Source organism: Actinomadura chokoriensis (assembly GCF_041463665.1).
Classification (GTDB): Bacteria; Actinomycetota; Actinomycetes; order Streptosporangiales; family Streptosporangiaceae; genus Spirillospora; species Spirillospora chokoriensis_A.
In genome coordinates this window covers 55558-79561 of the sequence record NZ_JAXCEJ010000014.1, presented here as the reverse complement: position 1 = coordinate 79561, position 24004 = coordinate 55558, and the positions used below count along the sequence as shown (strand labels likewise).

At 69.9% G+C, this 24004-nt stretch carries 22 protein-coding genes; 19 read left to right on the top strand and 3 right to left on the bottom strand.

The window, feature by feature from the left end:
• The first annotated feature begins 27 nt into the window (after positions 1 to 27).
• The 3 genes from SM418_RS21665 (at position 28) to SM418_RS21655 (ending at position 3393) form a co-directional block, all read left to right on the top strand.
• Positions 28 to 1125, top strand: coding sequence for a helix-turn-helix transcriptional regulator (locus SM418_RS21665; RefSeq protein ID WP_371943188.1), 1098 nt, complete (start codon positions 28 to 30; stop codon positions 1123 to 1125).
• A gap of 118 nt (positions 1126 to 1243) precedes the next feature.
• Complete coding sequence (locus SM418_RS21660; RefSeq protein WP_371943189.1) at positions 1244 to 2527, top strand: adenylosuccinate synthase; 1284 nt, start codon at positions 1244 to 1246, stop codon at positions 2525 to 2527.
• 44 nt (positions 2528 to 2571) lie between these two features.
• Complete coding sequence (locus tag SM418_RS21655) at positions 2572 to 3393, top strand: glycerophosphodiester phosphodiesterase family protein (protein WP_371943190.1); 822 nt, start codon at positions 2572 to 2574, stop codon at positions 3391 to 3393.
• Positions 3394 to 3408: 15 nt separating this feature from the next.
• Here SM418_RS21655 and SM418_RS21650 read toward each other — a convergent pair whose 3' ends face one another.
• Complete coding sequence (locus SM418_RS21650; RefSeq protein WP_371943191.1) at positions 3409 to 4494, bottom strand: magnesium and cobalt transport protein CorA; 1086 nt, start codon at positions 4492 to 4494, stop codon at positions 3409 to 3411.
• 370 nt (positions 4495 to 4864) lie between these two features.
• Between SM418_RS21650 and purD the strand changes: the two genes are divergently transcribed.
• From purD to SM418_RS21605, 9 genes are all read left to right on the top strand, one after another.
• On the top strand, positions 4865 to 6124 hold the full coding sequence (purD, locus tag SM418_RS21645) for a phosphoribosylamine--glycine ligase (RefSeq protein WP_371943192.1): 1260 nt from the start codon (positions 4865 to 4867) through the stop codon (positions 6122 to 6124).
• A gap of 15 nt (positions 6125 to 6139) precedes the next feature.
• Positions 6140 to 7450, top strand: coding sequence for an adenylosuccinate lyase (gene purB / locus SM418_RS21640; protein WP_371943193.1), 1311 nt, complete (start codon positions 6140 to 6142; stop codon positions 7448 to 7450).
• Between the two features lie 15 nt (positions 7451 to 7465).
• Positions 7466 to 8248: an MOSC domain-containing protein gene (locus SM418_RS21635; protein WP_371943194.1), complete on the top strand. Its 783-nt coding sequence runs from the start codon at positions 7466 to 7468 to the stop codon at positions 8246 to 8248.
• Positions 8249 to 8573: 325 nt separating this feature from the next.
• The gene (gene murA / locus SM418_RS21630; protein ID WP_371943279.1) at positions 8574 to 9860 is read left to right on the top strand and encodes a UDP-N-acetylglucosamine 1-carboxyvinyltransferase; all 1287 of its coding nucleotides are present in this window, start codon (positions 8574 to 8576) and stop codon (positions 9858 to 9860) included.
• A gap of 777 nt (positions 9861 to 10637) precedes the next feature.
• Positions 10638 to 11900, top strand: a complete 1263-nt coding sequence (locus SM418_RS21625; RefSeq protein ID WP_371943280.1) for a transcriptional regulator — start codon at positions 10638 to 10640, stop codon at positions 11898 to 11900.
• 181 nt (positions 11901 to 12081) lie between these two features.
• A complete protein-coding gene (locus SM418_RS21620) occupies positions 12082 to 12639 on the top strand; it encodes a toxin-antitoxin system HicB family antitoxin (protein ID WP_371943195.1) in 558 nt (185 codons plus the stop codon).
• Positions 12640 to 12727: 88 nt separating this feature from the next.
• Positions 12728 to 13573: a DUF4097 family beta strand repeat-containing protein gene (locus SM418_RS21615; protein ID WP_371943196.1), complete on the top strand. Its 846-nt coding sequence runs from the start codon at positions 12728 to 12730 to the stop codon at positions 13571 to 13573.
• A 41-nt stretch (positions 13574 to 13614) separates the two neighbouring features.
• Positions 13615 to 14580: an ATP-binding cassette domain-containing protein gene (locus SM418_RS21610; protein WP_371943197.1), complete on the top strand. Its 966-nt coding sequence runs from the start codon at positions 13615 to 13617 to the stop codon at positions 14578 to 14580.
• Positions 14577 to 15380, top strand: a complete 804-nt coding sequence (locus tag SM418_RS21605; RefSeq protein ID WP_371943198.1) for an ABC transporter permease — start codon at positions 14577 to 14579, stop codon at positions 15378 to 15380. Before SM418_RS21610 ends, SM418_RS21605 begins: the two co-directional genes overlap by 4 nt.
• Before the next feature lie 380 nt (positions 15381 to 15760).
• Here SM418_RS21605 and SM418_RS21600 read toward each other — a convergent pair whose 3' ends face one another.
• Both SM418_RS21600 and SM418_RS21595 read right to left on the bottom strand, forming a co-directional pair.
• Positions 15761 to 16060 (bottom strand): hypothetical protein, encoded by a 300-nt coding sequence (locus tag SM418_RS21600; protein WP_371943199.1) that lies wholly within the window; start codon positions 16058 to 16060, stop codon positions 15761 to 15763.
• An 819-nt stretch (positions 16061 to 16879) separates the two neighbouring features.
• Positions 16880 to 17842 (bottom strand): helix-turn-helix domain-containing protein, encoded by a 963-nt coding sequence (locus SM418_RS21595; RefSeq protein WP_371943200.1) that lies wholly within the window; start codon positions 17840 to 17842, stop codon positions 16880 to 16882.
• 120 nt (positions 17843 to 17962) lie between these two features.
• On the opposite strand from SM418_RS21595, the gene SM418_RS21590 reads away from it, so the two are divergent.
• The 7 genes from SM418_RS21590 (at position 17963) to SM418_RS21560 (ending at position 23966) form a co-directional block, all read left to right on the top strand.
• Positions 17963 to 18298 carry a hypothetical protein gene (locus SM418_RS21590; RefSeq protein WP_371943201.1) on the top strand — a complete coding sequence of 112 codons (336 nt, stop codon included), beginning with the start codon at positions 17963 to 17965 and terminating at the stop codon, positions 18296 to 18298.
• Positions 18298 to 19200: an SAM-dependent methyltransferase gene (locus tag SM418_RS21585; RefSeq protein ID WP_371943202.1), complete on the top strand. Its 903-nt coding sequence runs from the start codon at positions 18298 to 18300 to the stop codon at positions 19198 to 19200. Before SM418_RS21590 ends, SM418_RS21585 begins: the two co-directional genes overlap by 1 nt.
• Positions 19200 to 20063, top strand: a complete 864-nt coding sequence (locus SM418_RS21580) for an exonuclease/endonuclease/phosphatase family protein (protein WP_371943203.1) — start codon at positions 19200 to 19202, stop codon at positions 20061 to 20063. Before SM418_RS21585 ends, SM418_RS21580 begins: the two co-directional genes overlap by 1 nt.
• 165 nt (positions 20064 to 20228) lie before the next feature.
• Complete coding sequence (locus tag SM418_RS21575; protein ID WP_371943204.1) at positions 20229 to 20597, top strand: hypothetical protein; 369 nt, start codon at positions 20229 to 20231, stop codon at positions 20595 to 20597.
• Between the two features lie 159 nt (positions 20598 to 20756).
• The gene (locus SM418_RS21570) at positions 20757 to 21794 is read left to right on the top strand and encodes an endonuclease/exonuclease/phosphatase family protein (RefSeq protein WP_371966107.1); all 1038 of its coding nucleotides are present in this window, start codon (positions 20757 to 20759) and stop codon (positions 21792 to 21794) included.
• A gap of 211 nt (positions 21795 to 22005) precedes the next feature.
• Entirely contained in the window at positions 22006 to 23328 is a 1323-nt protein-coding gene (hisS, locus tag SM418_RS21565) for a histidine--tRNA ligase (RefSeq protein WP_371943206.1), read from the top strand.
• A 26-nt stretch (positions 23329 to 23354) separates the two neighbouring features.
• Positions 23355 to 23966, top strand: a complete 612-nt coding sequence (locus SM418_RS21560; RefSeq protein WP_371943207.1) for a hypothetical protein — start codon at positions 23355 to 23357, stop codon at positions 23964 to 23966.
• The last annotated feature ends 38 nt before the right edge of the window (positions 23967 to 24004 follow it).

Genomic DNA, 24004 nt, shown 5'->3' with positions numbered 1-24004 from the left:
GCGCGGCGCGGCGGGCAGACTGCAACCATGATCGACCAGCGGGAACGGCGGGCCCTCCTGGACGCGGCCGCGCGCGCGGGCGACGCGGCGGGCCTGTTCGCCGCCGCCTCGGCGCGGCTCGGCCGGCTGGTCGGCTTCCAGGCGGCGGCCTGGTCGGCCACCGACCCGGAGACCGGGCTCGTCACCGCGCCGATGCTGGTGGAGAACCTCGGGCGCGGCGAGGAGTGCTTCACCTACTGGGAGTGCGCGCTCCTGGAGGAGACCGTGCTGCCGTTCCGCGAGCTGGCCCGCGCCGCCGTCCCGGCCGCCGGGCTGGCGGCGGGCACGGGCGGGCTGCCCGCGCGCAGCGCCCAGTTCCGCAAGCTCCTCGACCGGCGGGGCGTCGGGGACGAGCTCCGCGCCGTGCTGCGGACCGGCGGCCGGCCGTGGGGCGTCGTCAGCCTGTTCCGCGAGAAGGGCCGGGAGCCGTTCGGCCCGGCGGAGATCTCCCTGGTCGCCGGGCTCTCCGCGCCGCTGGCCGATCGCCTGCGGGAACTGGCCCGGCCCGTCCGGGCGGCGGAGCCCGCCGCGGAGCAGGACCCCGGGCTCATCCTGTTCGACGCGGCCGGGACGCCCATCTCGATCAACGCCGAGGCGCGCCACCACCTCGACCGCATCCCGGACGGCCCCACCGTCCCGTCCCCGCTCGGCCCGCCCCTGCCGGTCTGGCTCGCCGGGACGGCCGCGCAGGCCCGCGCCGTCGCCGCCGGGCACGACCGCGGAGCGGCCCGCATCCGGATCCGCACCCGCGACGGCCAGTGGCTCGTCGTCCACGCCTCATGCATGGACGGCGCCCCCGGCGACGAGCCCGGCCCCACCGCCGTGGTCGTCCAGCCGGCCACCGGCTCGGACATGGCGCCGGTCATCGCCGAGGCGTACGGGCTGTCCGCCCGCGAGCTGGAGATCACGCAGCTGGTCGCGCGCGGGCTGACGACCGGCGGCATCGCCGCCGAGCTGGTCATCTCCCCGCACACCGTCCGCGACCACGTCAAGGCGGTCTTCGCCAAGACGGGCGTCTCCACCCGCGGGGAGCTGGTCGCGAAACTGTTCGCGGACAACTACTGGCCGCAGCGCACCCGGCCGTGACCAGCGGGTGGATCCGGCTCCGGTTTCCTTGCGGCCCGGGTGCGGGTACGCTTTGATCGCAAGAGGCCCCTTCGCGCTTGCGGCGACCGGGGCCTTCGTCGTGGGAAGGAAAAGTGGCATGCCTGCCATCGTTCTTGTCGGTGCCCAGTGGGGAGATGAGGGCAAGGGCAAGGCAACAGACTTGCTCGGCGGGGACGTCGACTACGTCGTCCGCTACCAGGGCGGCAACAACGCGGGCCACACGGTGGTCATCGGCGACAAGAGCTACGCGCTGCACCTGCTGCCGTCCGGGGTCCTGTCGCCCGAGGTCGTCCCGGTCATCGGCAACGGCGTGGTGATCGACCCGGCCGTCCTGCTGCAGGAGATCGACGGGCTGCGGGAGCGCGGGATCTCCTGCGAGCGGCTGCTGATCTCGGCGAACGCGCACCTGATCATGCCGCACCACCGGGCCCTCGACAAGGTCACCGAGCGGTACCTCGGCAAGGCCCGGATCGGCACCACCGGGCGCGGCATCGGCCCCACCTACGCCGACAAGATCAACCGGATGGGCATCCGCGTCCAGGACCTGTTCGACCCGAACATCCTCACGCAGAAGCTCGACCTGGCGCTGCGCGAGAAGAACCAGGTCCTGACGAAGGTCTACAACCGGCGCCGCATCGACACGGGCCCGATCGTCCAGGAGTACCTGGCCTACGGCGAGCGCCTGAAGCCGTTCGTCGCCGACACCACGCTGGTGCTCAACAAGGCGCTGGACGAGGGCAAGGTCGTCCTGCTGGAGGGCGCCCAGGGCACGCTGCTCGACATCGACCACGGCACGTACCCGTTCGTGACGTCGTCCAGCCCCACCGCCGGCGGTGCGTGCGCGGGCTCCGGCGTCGGCCCCACGAAGATCACCCGCGTGATCGGCATCCTGAAGGCGTACACGACCCGCGTGGGCTCCGGGCCGTTCCCCACCGAGCTGCTGGACGAGCAGGGCGAGTACCTGCGCACGACCGGCGGCGAGTACGGCGTCACCACGGGCCGCGACCGCCGTTGCGGCTGGTTCGACGCCGTCATCGCCCGGTACGCGACCCGGGTCAACGGCATCACGGACTACTTCCTCACCAAGCTGGACGTCCTGTCCGGTCTCGAACGCGTCCCCGTGTGCCTGGCCTACGAGGTCGACGGCGTGCGCGTGGACGAACTGCCCACGACCCAGACCGAGTTCCACCACGCCAAGCCGATCCTGGAGTACCTGGACGGCTGGCAGGAGGACATCACCGGCGCCAAGAGCTTCGAGGACCTGCCGCCCAACGCCAAGGCGTACGTCCGGGCGCTGGAGGAGATGTCCGGCGCGCAGATCTCCGCCATCGGCGTCGGCCCCGGCCGCGACCAGACGCTCTCGCTCCGCCCGCTTGTCTGACGTTGTTCACCACGCGTTCGGTCACGGACGGTAACGTGCATGCGGTGATCTCTACCGTCGAGGTGCACGGACACCGGGGGGCGCGCGGCCTCCGTCCGGAGAACACCCTCCCCGGCTTCGTGCACGCCCTCGACCTGGGCGTCGACGCGGTCGAGCTCGACGTGGGCCTCACCGCCGACGGCGTGGCCGTCCTGAACCACGACCAGGTCCTCTCGCCGAAGAACCTGGCGGACACCGGCCCCGTCCAGCCCGACGACCCGGACTTCCCCTACGTGGGCAAGCCGATCCGGGAGCTGACGCTCGCCCAGATCCGCACGGTGGACGCGGGCGGCGCGCTGCTGCCCGGCACCGGCGTCCCGACGCTGGACGAGGCATGCACCCTCCTCGCCCCGGCGGACCTGGGCCTCTCCGTAGAACTCAAAACCGACCCCACCTGGACGGACGAGGAGGTAGAACTCTTCACCGCAACCGTGGTGGACGTTCTGAGGTCGCACGCGCTGACTCACCTAGCCCGCATCCTCGCCTTCGACTGGCGCGTCCTGGCCGAGGCCCGCCGCCACTACCCGGAAGTGAGCCGCGTCGCCCTGCTGGAACGCAAGACCCTCATGCCGGACACCCGCTGGCTGGCGGGCCTCTCCCCGGCCGACCCGGTCGCCGCCGCCCTGGCGGTCGGCGCGACCGCCGTCTCCCCCGAACACGCCATGACCACGCCCGGCCTGGTGGAGGAGGCCCACGCCCTGGGGCTCCCGGTCATCGTCTGGACGGTCAACGACCACGAGGACATGAGCCGCTTCGTCAAGTACGGCGTGGACGCGATAGTCACCGACTACCCCGACCGCCTCCAGCGCGTCCTGGCCGCGGTCTGACCAGAGCCAGCCGAGTCAGAGCCAGCCGTTGCGGCGGAAGCCTCGGTAGAGGGACATGCAGGCCATGGCGATGACGCCGAGGATCAGCGGGTAGCCGTACTCCCACTGGGTCTCGGGCATGAACTTGAAGTTCATCCCGTACACCCCCGCTATGGCGGTGGGGACCATGAAGATGGCGCCCCACGCGGAGATCTTGCGCATGTCCTTGTTGTCGGCGACGGTGACCTGGGTCATGTGCGCCTGGAGGATCGGGTTGAGGAGTTCGTCGTAGGACTCGACCTGCTCGCGGACGCGGGTGAGGTGGTCCTCGACGTCCCGCAGGTACTCCTTGATCTCGGCGGGGACGAAGCGGCGGCCGGAGAGGTTGCGCAGCGGGCCGGCGAGCGGGCCGACGGCGCGCTTGAGCTGGATGACCTCGCGCTTGAGGCGGTAGATGCGGCGCGACTCGTCGGTGCGCTCGGGGGAGAAGACGGCCTCCTCGACCTCGTCGACGTCCTCCATGACGGCGTTCGCGACGCCGACGTAGCCGTCCACGACGCGGTCGGCGACGGCGTGCAGCACGGCGGCGGGGCCGAGGGCGAGGCGGGCCGGGTCGTGCTCCAGGTCGCGGCGGACGGCGCCGAGCGCGCCGTGGGCGCCGTGCCGGACGGTGACGACGAAGTCGGGCCCGCAGAAGAGCATGATCTCGCCGGTGACGACCACCTCGGGGCCGCCGGGCTCGCTCGGGACGTAGCCGACGGTCTTCATGACGAAGAAGTGCACGTCGTCGTAGCGCTCCAGCTTGGGCCGCTGGTGGGCGTGGATCGCGTCCTCGACGGCGAGCGGGTGGAGCCCGAAGACCTCGGCGATGTCGGCCAGTTCGGTCGAGGACGGCTCGTGGAGGCCGACCCACACGAAGCCCGCGCTGTCGCCCTCGGGAGTGAGACGTCCGTCACGGATGAGGCGGACGGCGTCCGCGACGGTGTCGGTGCAGACGCGGTGACCGTCGATGTAGGCGGCCCAGTCGATGACGGCGGAATCGCGGTTCGGAGCCTGCACGCCACTTGGGCGGCCCCGCGTCTTGAACAGCGCGCGACCGGGGCGGACTCGTGTCATGGCCATGAGGTGCTCCTAACCCGCCGGCCACGCACGCAGCACGCGCGCTCCACCCAGGCTGGTCAGCGAAGGGAGCGCGCGAGGGCGGTGGCCGGACGCCAGATGGAGGCGGACGGAGGAACAGTCCTGTCCGGACTGTGAGGGTTTTCCGGCGAACTGCAAGGATCACCAGGACTCATCCCGACCACCTCCTTCCACACACCTCGACATAGGGCGGTCAAGCCCGTGGCAGCTTACCAGCCGGCATTCAAGACGCCGCCCGTAACGGGGAGGTTCACCCGTCCCGCTGTGACGGCGGACTCACTCCTCCCGATGCCCGGCGCAGCGGGGGTTATGCCCGTCCTCCCCGGTGGCCCGACCAGTAAGCTCGCGTGACGTGCGAGTACTCGTCCTTGGATCGGGTGGCCGCGAGCATGCGCTCGCCCGCGCCCTGCATCGCGACCCTGCCGTCACCGCCCTCCACTGCGCCCCGGGCAACCCGGGCACGGCCGAGATCGCGGACAACCACCAGCTCGACCCGTGCGATCCGACGGCGGTGACGGAGCTGGCCGGGCGGCTGCGCGTCGATCTCGTCGTCATCGGCCCGGAGGCGGTGCTGGTCGCGGGCGTCGGCGACGCCCTGCGCAAGGCCGGCGTCCCCTGCTTCGGCCCGGACCGCGCCGCCGCCCGGATCGAGGCGTCCAAGGCGTTCGCGAAGGAGATCATGGCGGCCGCCGGGGTGCCGACCGCCGAGGCGCGGGTCTGCGACACGACCAGGCAGGTCGAGGACGCCCTGGACGCGTTCGGCCCGCCCTACGTGGTGAAGGACGACGGCCTGGCCGCCGGCAAGGGCGTCGTCGTCACCGAGGACCGCGCCATCGCGTCCCGGCACGCCGCCGACTGCGAGCGCGTCGTGATCGAGGAGTTCCTGGACGGCCCCGAGGTCTCCCTGTTCGCGCTGTGCGACGGCCAGCACGCCGTCCCACTCCTCCCCGCCCAGGACTTCAAGCGTGCCTACGACGGCGACGAGGGCCCCAACACGGGCGGGATGGGCGCCTACACGCCGCTCCCCTGGATCTCCCCAGACCTGGTGGACGAGGTCATGTCCACGGTCGTCCAGCCCGCAGTGGACGAGTTGCGCCGCCGTGAGATCCCCTACGTGGGCGTCCTGTACGCGGGCCTGGCACTGACGTCCAGGGGCGTTCGCGTCGTGGAGTTCAACGCGCGCTTCGGCGACCCCGAGACCCAGGTCGTCCTGGACCGGCTGGCCACCCCGATCGCCAAACTCCTCCAAGCCTGCGCGATCGGTGGGCTCGACCCCGAGTTCCGCCCCGAATGGCGCCCGGGCGCGGCCGTGACGGTCGTCGTCGCAGCCGAGGGCTACCCGGCCGCCCCCGTGAAGGGCGACGAGATCACCGGCCTGGACGAGGCGGCCCAGGTCGACGGCGCGTACATCCTGCACGCGGGCACGAAGGTAGGCGGCGAGGGCCGTCTCATCGCGAACGGCGGACGCGTCCTGAACGTGATAGGCACCGGCCCCGACCTGACCACCGCCCGCGCCACCGCCTACGAAGCCGTCTCCAGGATCGGCCTGCGGGGTTCCCACCACCGCACCGACATCGCCGAGAAGGCCGCGAGCGCCGTCCGCCCTGGGTAATGGGACAATGAGCCGGTGATCGAGCGTTACACACTTCCGGAGATGGGCCGCGTCTGGAGCGACGCGCACAAGTACGAGCTGTGGTGCCAGGTGGAGGTCCTCGTCGTCGAGGCCCACGCCGAGGCCGGCACGATCCCGCCGGAGGTGGTCGAGCCGGTGCGCAAGGCGCCGCCGCCGACGCCGGAGGCGGTGCACGCGATCGAGGCGGTCACGCAGCACGACGTGATCGCCTTCCTGTCGGCGTGGGCGGACAACACCGAGCCCCGCGAGGCCGCGCGGTACGTGCACTTCGGGATGACGTCGTCCGACCTGCTGGACACGGCGCTCGCGCTGCAACTCGCCGAGGCGACCGACATCCTGCTGGACAAGGCAGACACGCTCGTCGCGACGCTTCGCGACCATGCCCTGGCGCACATGGCGACGCTGCGGGTCGGGCGGACGCACGGCATCCACGGCGAGCCCGACGTCTGGGGGCACCGGGTCGCCGACTTCGCGTTCGCCATGGCGCGGTCGCGGGATCGGCTGCGGCGGGCCCGGGAGGCCGTCGGCGTCATGGCGATCTCGGGCGCGGTCGGGACGTACTCCAACATCGATCCCGCCGTCGAGCTGCACGTGGCGCGGAAGCTCGGGCTGAAGCCGGCCGACGTGTCGACGCAGGTCGTGATGCGGGACGGCATCAGCGAGTGGGTGTCCTCGCTGGCGATCATGGCGACGGTGTGCGAGGCGATCGCGCTGGAGGTGCGGCACGGGCAGCGCACCGAGGTCCGCGAGCTGTGGGAGCCGTTCGGGAAGGGCCAGAAGGGCTCGTCGGCGATGCCGCACAAGAAGAACCCGATCATCTCCGAGCGGCTCGCCGGGATGGCGCGGATCGTGCGGGCGCAGATCGTCCCGGTGCTGGAGGGCATCCCGCTGTGGCACGAGCGCGACATCTCGCACTCGTCCACCGAGCGGATCGCGCTGCCGGACGCGTCCATCGCGCTCGACTACATGCTGAACCTGACGAACCGCCTCATGTCCGGGCTCGTGGTGGACGAGGCGCGGATGAAGGCCAACCTGGAGTCGACGGGCGGCCTCATCTACACCTCGACCGTGCTGCTGGAACTGGTCGAGGCGGGTATGTCACGCGACGATGAGGCGTACCCGCTCGTCCAGAAGGCCGCGATGGAGACCTGGGAGACCGGGACGCCGTTCCGCGAGACGCTACGCCGGCACGCGGCGGAGGCGGGGCTCACGCTGGACGAGAAGCGCCTGGACGAGGTCTGCCGTCCGGAGCGTTTCGTCGAACGGCTCGGCCCGGTCTTCGACCGGCTCGCCGCACTTAGCTGAGACCAAGGAGGGGCCTTGTCGGGGACCCTGACCGAGCTGAACGCCTACCCGCTCAAGAGCGGCGGCGGTACCGCGCTGCCCAGGGCCGAGCTGACGGCCAGGGGCCTGCCGTTCGACCGTGAGTTCATGCTGGTCACTCCCGAGGGCCGTTTCCTGTCCCAGCGGGACCTCGCGCAGATGGCGCTCTTGCGTCCGTCCTACGACGGCGTGGTCCTCACAGTGGACGCTCCCTGGTCCTCACCGCTCGTCCACAAGGCCGTGGACGAGGGTGAGGTGCTGGAGGTGACCGTCCAGCGGAAGGAGTGCCAGGGCGTCGACCAGGGCGACGAGGCGGCGGCCTGGTTCTCCGAGTTGCTCGACACCGACTGCCGTCTGGTGCGCTTCACCGGTCATCGGCCGACGTCCAGGGGCGGCGGTGAGGTGATGTTCGCCGACGGGTACCCGCTGCTGGTCATCTCGGCCGAGTCCCTGGCCGACCTCAACACGCGCCTGGACGAACCCCTCCCGATGAACCGTTTCCGTCCGAGTCTCGTGATCGAGGGCCTCGGCCCCTATGCCGAGGACGACGTGCGCCTCCTGCGCGTCGGCGCGGCCGTCATCGAGATGATCAAGCCGTGCGCCCGCTGCCTCATCACGACCACCGACCAGGAGACCGCTGAGCGCGGCCGTGAGCCGCTCCGGACGCTCGCCGCCTACCGGACCCGCGACCGCGCCATCCAGTTCGGCTACAACGCCGTCCCGCGCCTCCTGGGCACACTCACCGTCGGCGACGACGTCGAGGTCCTGGAGCCGCGCTGACAGGTCCTGGAGCCGCGCTGACACAGCCCTTCCAGCCGCGCGATTCATCCATGAATGATCACGATTGCGGCCACCCGGGAAGGCGCCGCCCCTAGGCTCACCTTGGGAATTTCCCGGGGGAGTGCGAACTTTTTGCGCGCAGCGAAGGTCTCACCGAGCAGACTGGCGCCAGCGTGGCGCGGGCCGGACGGCACACGTCCGGTCCGGTGGTTTACTGGGGTCGCGTTGGCGCAGAGGGGGACATCGTTCGGCGCGCTCAGCCCTCGTGCTCCCACTTGATGGCAGGCATCTACCCGCACCCGAGAAGGAGTTAGGCGGCATGAGCATGGGCCACGAGGTTCGCTACCGCGTGCGCGGCGGCAGGCAACTGCACGGCACGGTATTCATCCAGGGCGCGAAGAACGCCGTTCTGCCGATGATCGGCGCCTCGCTTATGGCCGCCAAGGGGCGGACCGTCCTGCGCAACGTCCCGATCATCGAGGACGTACGGCGGGCGGTGGAGCTCGCGCGGGCCATCGGGGCCAAGGCCGAGCTGCACGAGACCGAGCGCACGCTGGTGATCGACGCGTCCTCGCTGAGCAGCCCCGTGCTGCCCGCCGACATCGCGTCCCGGTTCCGCGGCTCGTTCCTGTTCGTCCCGGCCCTGCTGCACCGGCTCGGCGAGGCGGTCATCGAGGGCGTCGGCGGCTGCAATCTCGGCAGCCGCAACCTCGACTTCCACTACAACGGCTTCAAGCGGATGGGCGCCACGGTCACCGAGCACGTGGCCGACAACGGCGACGGCATCATCCACATCAAGGCGGGCGACCTGCGCGGCGGGACGCTCTACTGCGACACCCCCTCGCACACCGGCACCGAGAACCTGATCATGGCGGCGGCCCTGGCGCACGGCACCACGCTGATCAAGAACGCGGCGCTGGAGCCGGAGGTGCTGGACAACATCGCGATCCTGCAGGCGATGGGCGCCAGGATCAGCGGTGGCGGCACCGGCTTCATCACCGTCGAGGGCGTGGACGAGCTGACCGCCGTCGAGCACACCGTGATGCCCGACCGGATCGACGCCGGCGTGTTCGTGATGGCCGCCGCGATCACCGGCGGCGACCTCAACCTCGTCGGCGCGACGCTGGAGCACCTCGGCGTCGCCGCCGACAAGCTGGAGCAGATGGGCGTCGAGTTCCACCAGCAGGGCGCCGTCCTCCAGGTGCGCCGCGACCGGACGCTCCGCCCGATCAACGTCATCACCGACGAGTACCCGGGCTTCGCCACCGACCTGCAGTCGCCGATCATGGCGCTGTCCTGCCTCGCCGAGGGCCCGTCCTACATCTACGAGCGGATCTTCGACGGCCGGTTCAAGCTGGCCGACGAGCTGGGCAAGATGGGCGCCGACATCGAGGTGGACGGCAACCGCGCGAAGGTGAACGGTCCGCGCGGGCTGCGCGGCGCCGAGGTGGAGGCGCACGACCTGCGCTGCGGCAGCGCCCTCGTCCTCGCGGGCCTCGCCGCCGAGGGCGAGACGACGATCACCTCGGCCTACTACCTCGACCGCGGGCACGCGCACACCGCCGAGCGGCTGTCGCAACTGGGCGCCGAGATCGTCCGCGAGGCCGGCTAGCCCCGAACGCGGCGGCGCCGGGCTGTAATCGGCCGATTGTGGCCCCACCCTGACCAACTTTCGGCTCGTACCTGACGGGGCATGTAACGCAAAGGCGGGAAATTTTCGAGCCAAGAGTTACCGGCCGACTACGCATAGCTGCGGCGACCGCCCGGGTGAACCGCCGATCCGACCCGCTGACCTGGGAAGAATCCCATGCCACGCGCTCGGATCGGCCGGTCCGGAACCCGGTAAACAATCACGATTGCCGATCATCCGGCTCCGCCGGACGGATCGTTCGTCTTTACGGTGCGGTCGGCATCGACACGTCCGAATTTCAGCCCTCAGGTAAACCAAACCGGTACCGCAGGGGTCCCTCCTGTACATGAGAGTGTCAGTAAGGGCCCCTCGCCGCGTTTTCGGGCCTTGCCTTTCAACTTCGGACGTCCGAAGATGCTGGATCAAGGCTGCCCGAATGGTGACAAATTACTGACCAGGGGGTCGCCTAGGTTACTTTTTCGCCGCACTCTTGATTCGATTTCGCGTCTGGGCGTCACATCTCGTCGCCCTGACGCGATCTGCCAAGCGGAAGGGCTCGGATCGCTGAACTGCGGTGCGGGTCAGAAGGCAGGGGCGACGAGCCATGAGTCGAACGTTGGGCGAGACGTGCGCGAACAGGTGGCCGGGGCGGCGCCCCCGCCGAGAGGACGGACCGGAAGCGAGCGATCATCGATGACGGCGGCACGGACGGGTTCTGTCACGCCCGATCTCACGATCGGCGTCGTGGGCCCACACGACCTGGTGGAACGGGTCATGCTGATGGGCCACGGCCCCACCCCGGTACCGAGCCGGCTGGTGGCCGCCGCGTACCGGGACGAGCAGGAGGCGGCCGACAAGGTCGTGCGGCTGGGGTCGGGCGTGGACGTCTGCCTGTTCGCCAGCCCCGTCCCCTACGACTTCGCGCGCAAGGCCGGCGTGCTCACCATGCCCGCCACGTACGTCCCGCTGAACGGCGCGGCCCTGCAGGGCGCGCTGCTGCGGGCGTCCCTCGACGAGCGCTTCGACCCGTCCCGGGTCAGCATCGACGTGCTCGGCCGCGCCGAGGTCGAGGAGGCCTACTCCGAGATCAGCCTCGGCACCGAGCAGGTGCACCTGCGCGAGGAGGCCGCCGGCCCCGGGACGCTCGCCGCCTTCCACGAGCGCCTGTGGCGGCGCGGCGCGACCACCGTCGCGATGACCTGCGTGCACGCGACCGCCGAACGCATGGAGATGGCGGGCGTCCCCACGATCCGCGTCCGCCCTACCGGCGCCGCGATCCGCAGCTCCCTCCAGACCGCCGCGCTCCTCGGCGCCCACCACCGGCTTGAGGAATCACAGCTCGTCGTCGTCCTCGTGGATGTCCCGACCCTCCGCGAGACTCCCCGCCGCGTGACTCCCCGCTACTGGCGGGACGAGCTGAAACTCGCGCTGCACCGCGTCCTGCTCCAAGAGGCGCACCGCATGAACGCCTCCGTGTGGCCCTTGGACGACCACAGCTACCTGGTCATCGCAACGCGCGGCTCCGTGACGGCGTCCACCGAGGGCTTCCGCACCCCGCCGTTCGTCGAACGCGTCCGTGAAGAACTGGGCCTGGCCATCGAAGTGGGCATCGGCATGGGCCGCACCGCCCACGAAGCGGAGAACCACGCCCGCGCCGCCCTGGCCCGCTCCCAAAGCTCCCAGCGCGCCCAGGGCTTCGCCCTGGACCGCGACGGCCGCGCCCTCGTCCCGGCCCCTCGCACACCCCCGCGCACCCAGCCGCAGACCAAGCCGAAGGGCCTGGAGATCCTCGCCCGCCTGGCCGACAAGCTGGGCGACCAGGAACAACCCCTCATCGTGGACGCGGAGAACGCGGGCAAGATGCTGGGCGTGACGCCCCGCACGGCCCGACGTCTCCTCCGCACCCTCGTGGAAGAGGGCCTGGCCTGGCCCCTCCCTCCCAACCGCACCCCGCAACCAGGCCGCCCCCGCCAGCTCTACCGCCTGATCGTGGAGAAGCTGGGCCCCGCCAAGACCACCTGACTCCGAGGACGTGTCCGGCCGCACAGCACGCATCTGCGGCCGGGCACACTCCCCTGGACGCCACGACTTCTCAGCCCCGGCGCGCGAGTCCGCCCTGCCCAGACACCGCCTGACGTCACGATGACACCATGACGTCATAGTGCCGGTTGACATGACGTCACTGTGACGTCATAGTTGGGGCATGGACCTGATGCCGTACGTCGAGAGCCTCCGCCGGGAGCTCGCCGTCGCCGCCGAGGCGGGCGGCCCGGACGCCCGCGCGCTCGCCGAGCGCCTCACCGGCGCTCTTGAATCGGCCGCCAGACTCACCCTGCTGGAGGCGTTGTCGGCCGCGGCCGACGAGATCACCCGCGATCTGGCGCCCGGCTCGGTCGACGTGCGGCTGCGCGGCGGCGACCCGGCCTTCGTGGTGACGCCGCCGCAGCAGGGGCCGTCTTCGGAGGGCGCGTCCGGCGGCGGGGCGGAGGCCGTACCGCAGCCCCCGCCGCCCACCGCGCCCCCGACCGCCCCCGCCGCGGCACCGTCCGCCGAGGAGGGCGGCACCGCGCGGATGACCCTGCGGCTTCCCGAGCATCTCAAGCTGCGCGTCGAGGAGGCGGCCGGCCGGCAGGGGATCTCGGTCAACGCCTGGCTGGTCCGCGCCATCTCCGCCGCGTTCGAGCCGGGCGCCGAGACCCGTCCCGCCGACCGGCCGCAGCCGCCCCGGAGCGGGCGCAGCTACACCGGCTGGGTGCGCTAGCCGCCCCACCGGCCCCACCACTCGTCAACGACACGTCGCCCGGCCCCGAGGCCGGGAGTTCCACCGGACCCATGAGGAGGGCTCCGCCATGCCTGCTTTCGACACCCCCGAACCGATCACCGCCGACATCGACGTCTACATCGGCCGGGTCCTGGTCCACGCGAGCGACCGCGCCGACACCGTGGTGGAGGTGCGCCCGAGCGACCCGGCCGCCGACGCGAGCGTGCAGGCCGCCGAACGGACCGTCGTCGAGTTCTCCGGCGGACGGCTGCTGGTCAAGGGCCCTAGGCCCAAAGGCCTGGCGTACATGCGCGCCTGGCGCGGCTCCATCGAGGTGGTCGTCGAACTGCCGGCCGGGTCCCGCGTCGAGACCAAGGGCTCCGCGGACTTCATCGCCACCGGCCGGCTCGGCGAGGCCGTCCTGCGCGGCTCCGTCGGGGACCTGCGCGTCGAGGAGGCGGATTCGCTGGAGGCCAGGACGTCCGTCGGCGACATCACCGTGGACCAGGTGACCGGTCCGGTCGAGGCGACCACCTCCACCGGGACGGTCCGGATCGGAACCCTCGACGGCCCCGGCATGGTGAAGTCCTCCACCGGCAGCATCACCCTCGGCGAGGCGACCGGCGACCTGGAGCTGAAGACCGCCACCGGTGACGTCAGCGTCGGCCGCGCACTGGCCGACCTCACCGCCAAGAGCGCGCACGGACGGATCCGGATCGGCGCTGCGGTGAGCGGCACCGTCCATCTGGAGAACGGCTCCGGCAAGGTCGGCGTCGGGATCGCCGAGGGCACGGCCGCCTGGCTTGACCTGCACTCCAAGAACGGCGTGGTGCGCAACGCCCTGACCTCCACCGACGCCCCCGAGTCCACCGACGCCGTCGTCAAGGTGCACGTGCACACCAACTACGGCGACATCGACGTCCACCGGTCCTGACCCCCACCCGAGCAAGGCCAACGCCAGCAAGGAGCCCCCCGATGAGCGACGCGATCATCGCCGAAGGACTGGTCAAGAGATACGGCGAGGTCACCGCCCTCGACGACCTGAGCTTCACCGTCCCGGAGGGGACGGTCCTCACCCTGCTCGGCCCGAACGGCGCGGGCAAGACCACGGCGGTGCGGGTCCTGACCACGCTGCTGCGGCCCGACTCCGGCAGCGCCACCGTCGCCGGATGCGACATCGGCCGCGACACCCGGCGGCTGCGGTCCCGGATCGGGCTGTCCGGCCAGTACGCCGCCGTCGACGAGCACCTCACCGGCGCCGAGAACCTCGAGATGGTCGGGCGCCTGTACCACCTGGGCGCCAAGCGCAGCAAGGCCCGCGCCCGCGAGCTGCTGGAACGCTTCGACCTCACCGAGGCCGCGGACCGTCCGGTGAAGGGCTACTCCGGCGGCATGCGCCGCCGCATCGACCTCGCCGGCGCCCTGGTCGCCGACCCGCCGGTGCTGTTCCTGGACGAACCCACGACGGGCCTCGACCCCCGCGCCCGCACCGCGCTGTGGGACGCCATCTCCGAACTCGTCGCGGGCGGCAGCACGCTGATGCTGACCACCCAGTACATGGAGGAGGCCGACCGCCTCGCCGACCGGATCCTGGTGATCGACCGCGGCCGCGCCATCGCCGGCGGCACCCCCGACGAGCTCAAGGACCAGGTCGGCGGCAACCGCATCGAGCTGACCGTGAGCGACGCCGCCGAACTCGAGACCGCCCGGGAGGCGCTGACCGGCGTCGCCGTCGGCGACATGCGGACCGCGCCGGAGTCGCTCCAGATCACCGTCCCGGTCACCGACGGCCCCGAGGCGCTCCGCGAGGTCCTCGGCCGGCTGGCCGGGACGGGGGTCCGGGTGCGGGACGCCGGGCTGCGGCGCCCCACCCTGGACGACGTCTACCTCACCCTGACCGGACGGCAGGCGTCCGGCGCCGAGCAGGAGGCCACCCGATGAACGCCGTCACCATGACCATCGCCGACAGCTGGACCATCGCCAAGCGCGACGCCCTGAAGATCCGGCGGTCGCCGGACCTGCTCGGCGGCGTCATCATGCTCCCGGTCGTGCTCGTGCTGCTGTTCGCCTACGTCTTCGGCAGCGTCATCGACATCCCGGGGATGTCGTACAAGGAGTTCCTGCTCCCCGGCATCTTCGTCCAGGCCGTGATCGTCGGCGCGCAACTCACCGGCTACACGCTGACCCTGGACCTGCAGAAGGGCATCTTCGACCGCTTCCGCTCGCTGCCGATGTCCTCGTCCGCGGTCCTGGTCGGCCAGACGGTCAGCGACCTGCTGATGAACTTCTGCGGGCTGGTCGTCATGGGAGCGGTGGGGCTGATCGTGGGCTGGCGGGTGCACACCTCGCCCTACGAGGCCGTCCTCGGCTTCGGCCTGCTCCTGCTGTTCGCCTACGCGTTCTCCTGGTTCACCGCGACCGTCGCGCTCGCCCTGCGCACGCCGGAAAGCTTCAACGGCATCGCCAACATGGTCTCGCTCCCGCTGGTGTTCGTCTCCAACGCCTTCATCGACGCCTCCGAACTTCCCACGCCGCTGCGCGTCGTCGCCGAGTGGAACCCCGTCTCCACCTTCACCCAGGCATCACGCGACCTCTTCGGCAACACCAGCGCCGCGATGGAGACGTCGGACGCCTGGCCCCTCCAGCACGCCGTCCTGGCGTCCCTGCTCTGGATCGCCGTCATCCTGATCGTGTTCGTCCCGCTGGCGACCCGCCTCTACAAGAAGGCGGTCAGCAGCTGACACCTCCCCCGCACGTGATGCGCGCGACACAAGACGGGCCCCGGAACACCACCGGGCCCGTACGTCGTCCCATGATGGGCGGCGGGTCGCTAGTGCGGTGTCCACCAAGGTTCACCGGTGCGTCGACTTGCGGCGTGTTGTTGGTATGAGCGCGTCGGAGGCAACGACACGCCGCAAGTGAATCGATGCTCTGGCGGGGCGGTATCCGAGAGATCGGGTGCCGTCCCGTTGACGTGCGGGGATGTGGGTTGACCTGCGGTTTCGGGTGTTCGGGGCCTGGTGCTGGTGTTGATCTTGTCTCACTGGTGCGCGCTGGTTGCCGCTGGTGCTCGCTGTTCGCGGGCCATGCGCGGGCCATGGCCCGGAACGGTTGCCGCTGGTTACGGGCCGTCTAGGGCGCGGTCTATGGCCTTGTTGGCTCGGGTCTCGCTGAGCTGGCGTTCTAGGGGGTTGGTGCCCCAGTCGGTGACGGCGATGAGGACCGTGCCGCACTGGTCGGCGTCGCAGCGTGGATGCCGTGCGGCGGTGTCGAACGTCCGGACGGGGCGGTTCAACTGGCGTCCGGCTCGGCGTCCGGCGGCGCGTAGCCGGTCGCGCTCGTCGGGTGAGTGGTAGACGGTACTGGTCTGCCCGGATCGTCTTAGCTGCTCGGCGATGACGGCGGCCAAGTCTTGGCTCATCGGGTCTCGTCCCTCCTGGCGCTGGTGTCCAGGATGGCGCGGTGCGGGTGCGGGTGCCAAGTGATCGCGGTGGGGAGCGTGCCGGCGGCCGTCTCGCGCGCGGTGCGGTGGGTGTGCGGGGTGGTGGCGGCTGCCGGTCCAGCGGCACGGGCACGGGTGGGTGCCTGTGCGGCTCTTTGCGTGTGCTGGCGTGCGCTGTTGTGGGGAGTCGGGTGCGGGCTTGGGCGGGGCGGCGGGCTGCTAGCCTCGCGCGGCTCCGGGCTGCCTCTCGGCTGCCCACATCAGGCCGGGGGCGGCCCGCCGGAGGGGTCCCCGTCCAAGCCCGTGCCCGGCGACCCTTCGCCGACCTTGGCCCCGTGGGGGTCTGCGCATGTGTCCACTGTGCTCGGTCTGCGCGACGGCGGCTTAGCGCGCGGACCGTGCCGCACGCGCTCTTATGGGTAGAGCCCTACGCCGGAGGCGGGTCGTTGTAAGGGGTGGGGGCCGGGGTTGGTTGGGAACCGAGGTAGCCGAACCTTGCGCGCCTGCTGGGGCGTTGAGCGGCGTCAGGTGTTGGTGGCGGGTGCTCGCGGCGGTGGGCAGGGCGGTGGGGAGCTGGCAAGGCGTCGGCGGGCCGAGCCAAGACGGCCGAAGGTCGTCTTGGTCTCGTGCCCGCCCGTACGTTCATTGACGACGGTCCCGCCCGAACCTGTTCCGTCCGGTCGGCGTCACCCGAGCCACCATGCGCGAAGGCGCGCGGCGATGCGCCGCGCGCCTTGACCTACGTAGGGAAAATGCTCACACGGGAGGAATCCCGGTCCTGCGTGCATGTACGAACCGCTACCAGAGATCGAAGGGGCGGACCTGGACTCCCTTGGTTCGCCAAGGTTCAGGTGAGGTGCCCGAGGAGAGACGTTCAAGCCATCGGAGCTGCTCAACGAAATAGGCGTGTGCCGATGTGCCCTCCTTGAAGACGATGATGGGGCCATGGGTTCCCCGCCGACCATGGCCGTACATCATCACGCGCACGACTTGGTCAACCTCCTCCATCGCGAAGGAACATGGGAAGTTGAACAGGTAGAGCCTGAGACGGGGTGCTGCGTCGGACGCGGCGCTGAGCGGACGGAGTATCTCCCGCACGTAGCGCTCGGGGTCCTCCATGGCCGCGTCTGCTGGCTCGATCCTGTACCTGTCCTTGCGGGACTCGCAGTAGGGGTCCATGACGTAGATGTTGATATCCATCGTCCGGGCCTTCTCCTGGAGAACCGCTAGGACGGCGTCGCTAGCGTAGAAGGAGCGCGTCAGGCCAAAGAGGGTGATCCGCTCGCGAGCCTGCGACACACGGTCCACAAGGTCCTGCTCGGATTCATCACTTGTGAACGGGAACGCGTCAATGATCCCGGCGCGCTGAAGATGGCTCACGTCTCCAAGGCTGTGGTCGGTCCCGAAGCCGAGGCGATCCGGCCTGGTTCGGTAGAGACGGCAGAAGTAGTCAATTCGCTCGTCGCTCGGACGACGGTCCCCCAACTCCCAGCGGCAGAGAACGGCGGCGTCTATATGAGGGGGTTGCAGTCCATCGGCCTCGTACAGCGCATCGAGGCGGGCTGAGACTTCGGCGCGGTCATAGCCGTGGGCGAGCCGCCATGCTTCCAGCGGAGTGATATCCGGAATCTTCCGAACGATCTTCTCCGCTACGGCCTCGGTCGTCAGTCCGCGTCGGAAGCCTTCCAACCGGATGTCGGCAGCTTGGCGTTCGTTCTTGCGGCGGCGTTGTACGTTCGCCCTGCTCGCAGCCATGGTCACCTCACCATTGTCGTTCGACGGCAATTCAATTGCCGCGTAGACCCATTGGACTCATTGTCGCTAAGCGGCAACCTTGTATCGAGTCTAAGCGGTCACGACGACAGAGAGAAGGAGTAGATCGTGCTGCAAGAACGTGACGGGCGACTGCGCGGGGCGGTGGGTGAGCGTCGGTTGCACCTGGCCGCGTTGAACGCGGCGGTGGCGGACTGGGATGGGCCGCTGGCGTGCGCGCTGGTGAACCGGGACGGTGCGCTAGTGCTGAACGTGGTGAACAGAACGGACGAGTTCAGGTCGCTGGACGTGGGCTGTGAACGGGTCGGCGGGGTCTGGTGGTTCGTGCGAACGGACACCGGTGAGGGGCTGGTGCCGGTTCTGGAGGTCGCGGACGCTCCGGCGCTGCTGGCGCGAGTGATCGAGCGGGCGGCGGGCGACGCGGCCGGTTCGGGGGGCCGGTGATGACACGGCGGTTCGATGAGGATGACGCGGTGTTCACCGCTGGGTCGATCAGGGAGCCGGTGGAGCAGATGCTGGCCGGTGAACCGGCGGGGCCGATCTCAAACCAGGATGGGGAGTGGCACCCGGAGGTGCCGTCTCCGGCGCGGATGTACGACTACTTCCTGGGCGGTAAGGATTACAGCCTGGTGGATAGGGAGGCGGCTGAGCGGGTGATCGCGGCGGCGCCGTGCATTCCGGTGGTGGCGCGGGCGAACCGGGCGTTCATGCACCGGGGGGTGGCGTGGGCGGCGCGGCACGGTATCGGCCAGTTCGTGGACGTGGGGACCGGTATCCCGACTGCGCCGAACCCGTATCAGATCGCGCGTGAGCACCGGGACGACGCGGTGGTGGTGGGGGTGGACAACGATCTGGTCGTGCTGACGCATAACCGGGCGCTGCTGGATGGGATGCCGATCGTGCGCGGGGACGTACGCGCGGTCGATGAGCTGATCGCCGATCTCGATGAGTGGATCGACTGGGACAAGCCGGTCGCGGTGCTGCTGGTGGCGGTGCTGCACTTCGTCACCGACGCACAGAACCCGGCGGGGATCGTGGCCGCGTTCACCGGGCGGATGGTGCCGGGGTCGGTGGTGGTGCTGTCGCACGTGTCGTCCACGGGCGCGGACCCGAGGGCGGTCGCGCAGGTGCAGAAGGTGTACGAGGGGGCGGCAGCGCCGGGGGTGGCGCGTTCGCACGAGGAGATCACGAACCTGTTCGGGCGGCTGGAGCTGGTGCCGCCGGGGGTGGTGCCGGTGCAGCACTGGCCGGTTCAGGCGGGGCCGCTGACGCCGATCCCGATCCTGGGCGGGGTCGGGATGGTGCCCGATGGCCGCGAGGGCCGCCAGCAGGACGGGCGGGTGTGATGGCCGGGCCGTGGACGGTGATGAGTGTCAACACTCAGTACGGCGGCCGGTTCGACAGTGACGGGCGTCCGGTGGATCGCTGGGGGCCGATCGCGGACGCGATTGCGAGCGTGGAGCCTCACATCCTGCTCGCGCAGGAGCTGACGGGCTGGGGGCATGACCCCCGGCTGCACGCGGCGGCGGAGCGGTCATTGCAGCGCCGGGGCTGGCCGCTGCGGTTCCTGGTCGCTCCGTCTGCAACGGGCTTCCACACCGCCGTCGCCTATCAGCCCGAGGTGCTGTGCTGGCGGCAGTATGAGACCAAATACGCGCACCTGACCGACAACGGTTACGGGGTGGCGGTGCTGGCCGATGTCGACGCCGATGAGGATGAGCCGGGGCTGACGGTGATCTCGGCGCACCTGTCGGCGTACTCGACGCAGGCCGCCGCGCAGGAGGCGCAACGGATGGCGGTCCGGCTGCACCGGTACGGGGGCCGGGGGATCCTGGGCGGAGACATCAACAACATGCCGCTGGGTGACCGGGAACCGGACTGGGCGGCGGTCCCGCCCTACAACCGCAGTGCCCGGTGTCTGCCGCGCACAGGCCCGGATGAGCCCTGGCGGGGCAACCGGGCCGTTGGTGAGGTGCTGGCCAACGCGGGGCTGGTGGATGTGGCCGCGCACCTGGCCGACACGCAGCACCGGCCGGAGCTGCGGGCCGCGACCGGTCGCGGCAGGGTGCGGGTCGACCAGTATCACGTGACGGAGCCCCTGCGGGATGCGCTGCTGGACTACGAGCGGCTGCCAGGGCTCAGCGACCACGACGCGATCGTGATGCGGCTGGACTCCGCGCGGCTGGGCGCGGCTCGGGTGTGGGACTGAGACACCACAAGCAGGGAGCGCGGTGGCTCGCGTGGGGAAGCCGTGGGGCCGCCGCGCTCTCGCCACACGGACGCGGCCGGGTTCTGGCAGAACCGCTTAGGGACCGGGGCCGGGCCTACGACGAATGAGTTGAGTTGGAATGCGGCTAGATCGGAGAGTGCGCAGATGACGGAGACGGTGATGGTGACGGGCCGGATGCAACACGCGCTTGATGTGCTGGTGGAGCGGGCCGGGAACGCCTCGCGGGTGACAAGCGGTGAGGCGGCTGGGCTGACCCTGGCGCAGATCGGGACGGCGCTGGATTCGACCCTGGAGGTGTGGGACCTGGTCGGGCAGGTGCTGGGGCCGGTGATGGACCGGGTGGAGGAGATCAGCGAGCGTGAGCTGCCCGAGCGGTCGGGCGGGTCGGGCCGTGAGGTTCTGGAGGACGCGGTGATGCACTTGAGGTACGGGCGTGACGGGCTGGGGGCCGCTCGGGCACTGGTGGCGGTGGGGCTCGCGGAAGTGCTGAGGGTGGAACAGGGCGAGACGTGAGGTAGTGCGGAGCGGGGCCGCAACGGTGAAGGGCCGCGGCCCCGTGTCCGTGGTGACAGGGTCCGGGCCGGTCGAATGGCCGAAGGCCACCCCGGAGGGGCGACCGCTAGGGAGTTCAGCCGGCGCGGCTGCGCAATTCCAGTCTAGGCGGTGTTGGTCGTGGGGGCCGCTGCCCGGCTCGGGCCTGTAGACGCGAGTGACTACGAGATTTCGGTGAGGAAACGGGCCGCCACGAGCGGCGGGCGTGAAGGGATGGGCTGCACGATGACGCAGCTTCGGATGAGCTATGTCAATGTCGAGCACGGCGGGCGGACGGAGGCGGGGTATTCGGCTTACTCCGGCGACGGTGGCCCGTACGACTTCGGCCGGGTTACCGGGATGCTGCACGATGGGGATTGGCCTGACGTCCTGGTCGTGGGCGAGGCCGACCGGTATGAGCTGAACGGGATGGAAGGCGCGCACGAGGCCGCCGCCGCCCTGCGGGAAGCCGGTGGCCCCGCCTACGTGCCGTACCCGTGCTCGCTGCCGCGTGAGGGCGGGATGTTCGCACCGGTCATCTACATCGACCCGCAAAAGGTCGTGGTGCGGCGGTTCTACGGCCACCGGCTGCCGGATTTCGCCTCCCGCAACCGCAACTTGCTGGTGTTCACACTGCCTGGCCGGACCGACTCGATCAGGCTCATGGCCTGGCACGGCGACATATATTCCGGTGATGACCGGCTCGCCGATGCCCGCAGGTTCGACCGGTTGGCGGACCCGGCATTCCCGTGTGTGCTTCTCGGTGACTGGAACACCGTCCCTAGTGGCGGCTTCGAGCCGGAGGACCTGAACAAGCCCGGCGTGCACAACCCGCGTCAGATCAACTACCGCGTCCAGTGGGAAGGCGGCCCCCGCCAGGGAGGCCCGCACGTCTACGACACCCGAGCCATGGACTTTCTGTGCGGGTGGTACAACCCCAGGACGGGCAAGCGGGTGGGCGGGGTCGGCTTCCACCACACCGCCGAGATGGCCAGGGACTACACCCCGACCCAGATCGAGCGGCCCAATGGCCGCCAGTGCCTGGCGATTGACGCGATCCTCCTCAACGAGCCGCTCGCACGGGCGATGGTGCCCGGTTCCTACCGCGTGCACGACTTCCGGGACGCGAATGCCCCCGACTCTGACCACAAGCGCATCTCGGTCACGGTCGACATCTGACCCCAGGCCAGCACGCCGGAGTGATGGCGGGTGCGATTGTGGTTGGCATGTCCTTGTGGAGTGGGGTGTGTGAGTGCTGCCGATAGCATCGAGGCGGATCCGAGCGTGTTGCTGGCTTGTAGGAGTGCAAGCCTTGGGCGGTATGTCCTAGGGCGGTCAATTTCGCGTCGGGTCGGGTCGTTTCTCTCGGTTTAGGGAAGGAAGTCACATCATGGCGTCTCAGCGGTTTGAGCCCGCTTCCGGTACGCGGGATTTCCTCGCGGATGATCTACGGGTCCGCAATCACGTATTTGACGTGATCCGGGGTGTATTCGAGCGTTACGGATTCGAGCCGTTGCAAACGCCTGCGTTCGAGCGGATTGAAACGCTGACGGGCAAGTACGGCGACGAGGGCGACAAGCTGATCTTCAAGATTTTGCGGCGTGGGGAGCATGAGGCGAGTGGGGAGGCTGATCTAGCGCTGCGGTACGACATGACTGTTCCACTGGCGCGGGTGGTAGCGGCGTACGGATCTCAACTTCCGGCACCGTACAAGCGGTATGCGATGGGGCCGGTATGGCGCGCGGACCGGCCGGGGAAAGGGCGTTTCCGGGAGTTCGCACAATGCGATGTCGATGTGGTCGGCTCGGCGTCGCCGCTGGCTGATGCGGAAGTGGTGAGCGCGGTGGCAACTGCGCTGGACGCGTTGGGAGTCAGCGACTTTCGTGTCCTGGTCAACTCCCGGCGCGCGCTGTCGGGGCTGCTGGAGGTCTACGGGGTCCCGGCCGAGGTGGGCGGGGGTGTGCTGATCACCTTGGACAAGCTGGACAAGCTGTCCCCCGAAGCGGTGGCGCGGGAGCTGATCGACGTGCGCCAGTTGGAGGCGGCGACCGCTGAGAGGCTCGTCGCGGACGTGGTGGCAGACGATTCGGTGGACCGTATGCGGGCCAGCCTGAAAGACAGCGAGGAGGGCCGGGCGGGTCTCACCGAAATCGACCGGCTTGTCACGCTGGCGGGTCCGAGTGTGGGCACGGAGCGAATCACATTCACACCGAGCCTGGTGCGTGGCCTGGACTATTACACGGGCGTGATTTTCGAGGTGGTCGCGGCCGGGATGCCGGGGTCTATCGCCAGTGGCGGCCGTTATGATCATCTCATTTCGGCGCTGGGAGGGCCGGACGTTCCGGCGTGCGGCGGCTCGCTGGGAGTGGAGCGGATCATCGGGCTGATGGAAAGTGGCGCAGCTGCGGTTAAGTCGCTGGACGTGGCGATAGCCGCAATGGCAGAAGAGTCAGACACAAGTGTGATGGAGTTCGCGAACCAATTGCGGGGCATCGGGTTGCGGACCGAAATCTATCTGGGGGCGAGTCGCAAGCTTGCCAGGCAGCTTAAATGGGCGGCAGACAGGCGCGCGCGATTCGCGCTGATCTACGGGGAGCGGGAACAGGAAAGCGGAACTGTCACGGTGCGGGACATGGAATCGGGGGAACAACACGCTGTCCCGGCCGGGGAGCTTGCGGCACGCCTACAAGGGTGGTGCGCCGCACCACGGTAGATCGACCAAAGGAGGTCGCGTCACAGATGGGTACGCAAGGCGATCGGATTTTTGCAGCGATCAAGGAAAGGGGTTTCCCCGACCCCTGGGCGACATTCGGGGAATGCATGTCGTGGGAAGCGGCCTACGCGGTTCAGCTCAAGCAGGCGATCGACACGGCCCGCAAGGAGCAGGACGAGCAGGCATACGCGGCGGTCGCAGGGCTGTTCACGGTCAAGAAAGGCAACCTCGCCAAGGCGCGCCGGTTACTGGATGACGTCCTGGCCGACTACGACCACAGCGGCAAGTGGGCCGAACTCGACGGCAAGGCCCGTCAACTCGACATCGACGACGTGTCCGAGCGGTGGGCGCGGGGCCTGGTGGAACACCCGTTCCCCATCGCGCTGCGGTCCCTGCAATTCAACTGGCAGTACATGAAAGAGCACGGCGTTCGGGCGTTCTACGAAATGACCGCTCGCTACGTCGATGATCTGCGGTCCAACTCTCAGCGCTGGCGCGATGCCTGGGCCGAAGAGGCGGATACGGGCGTGATCGACCGTGTCACCACGGTGGAATGCGACCTGGCCTCCGAAGAGGCGCCCATGCACTGTGACATCTGCAAGAAGACCATCACAGCGCTTCTCTACCTGACCGAGTAAGAGCACTCGTCCGGGGTGGCCCTCGGTTCCCTTCCGGA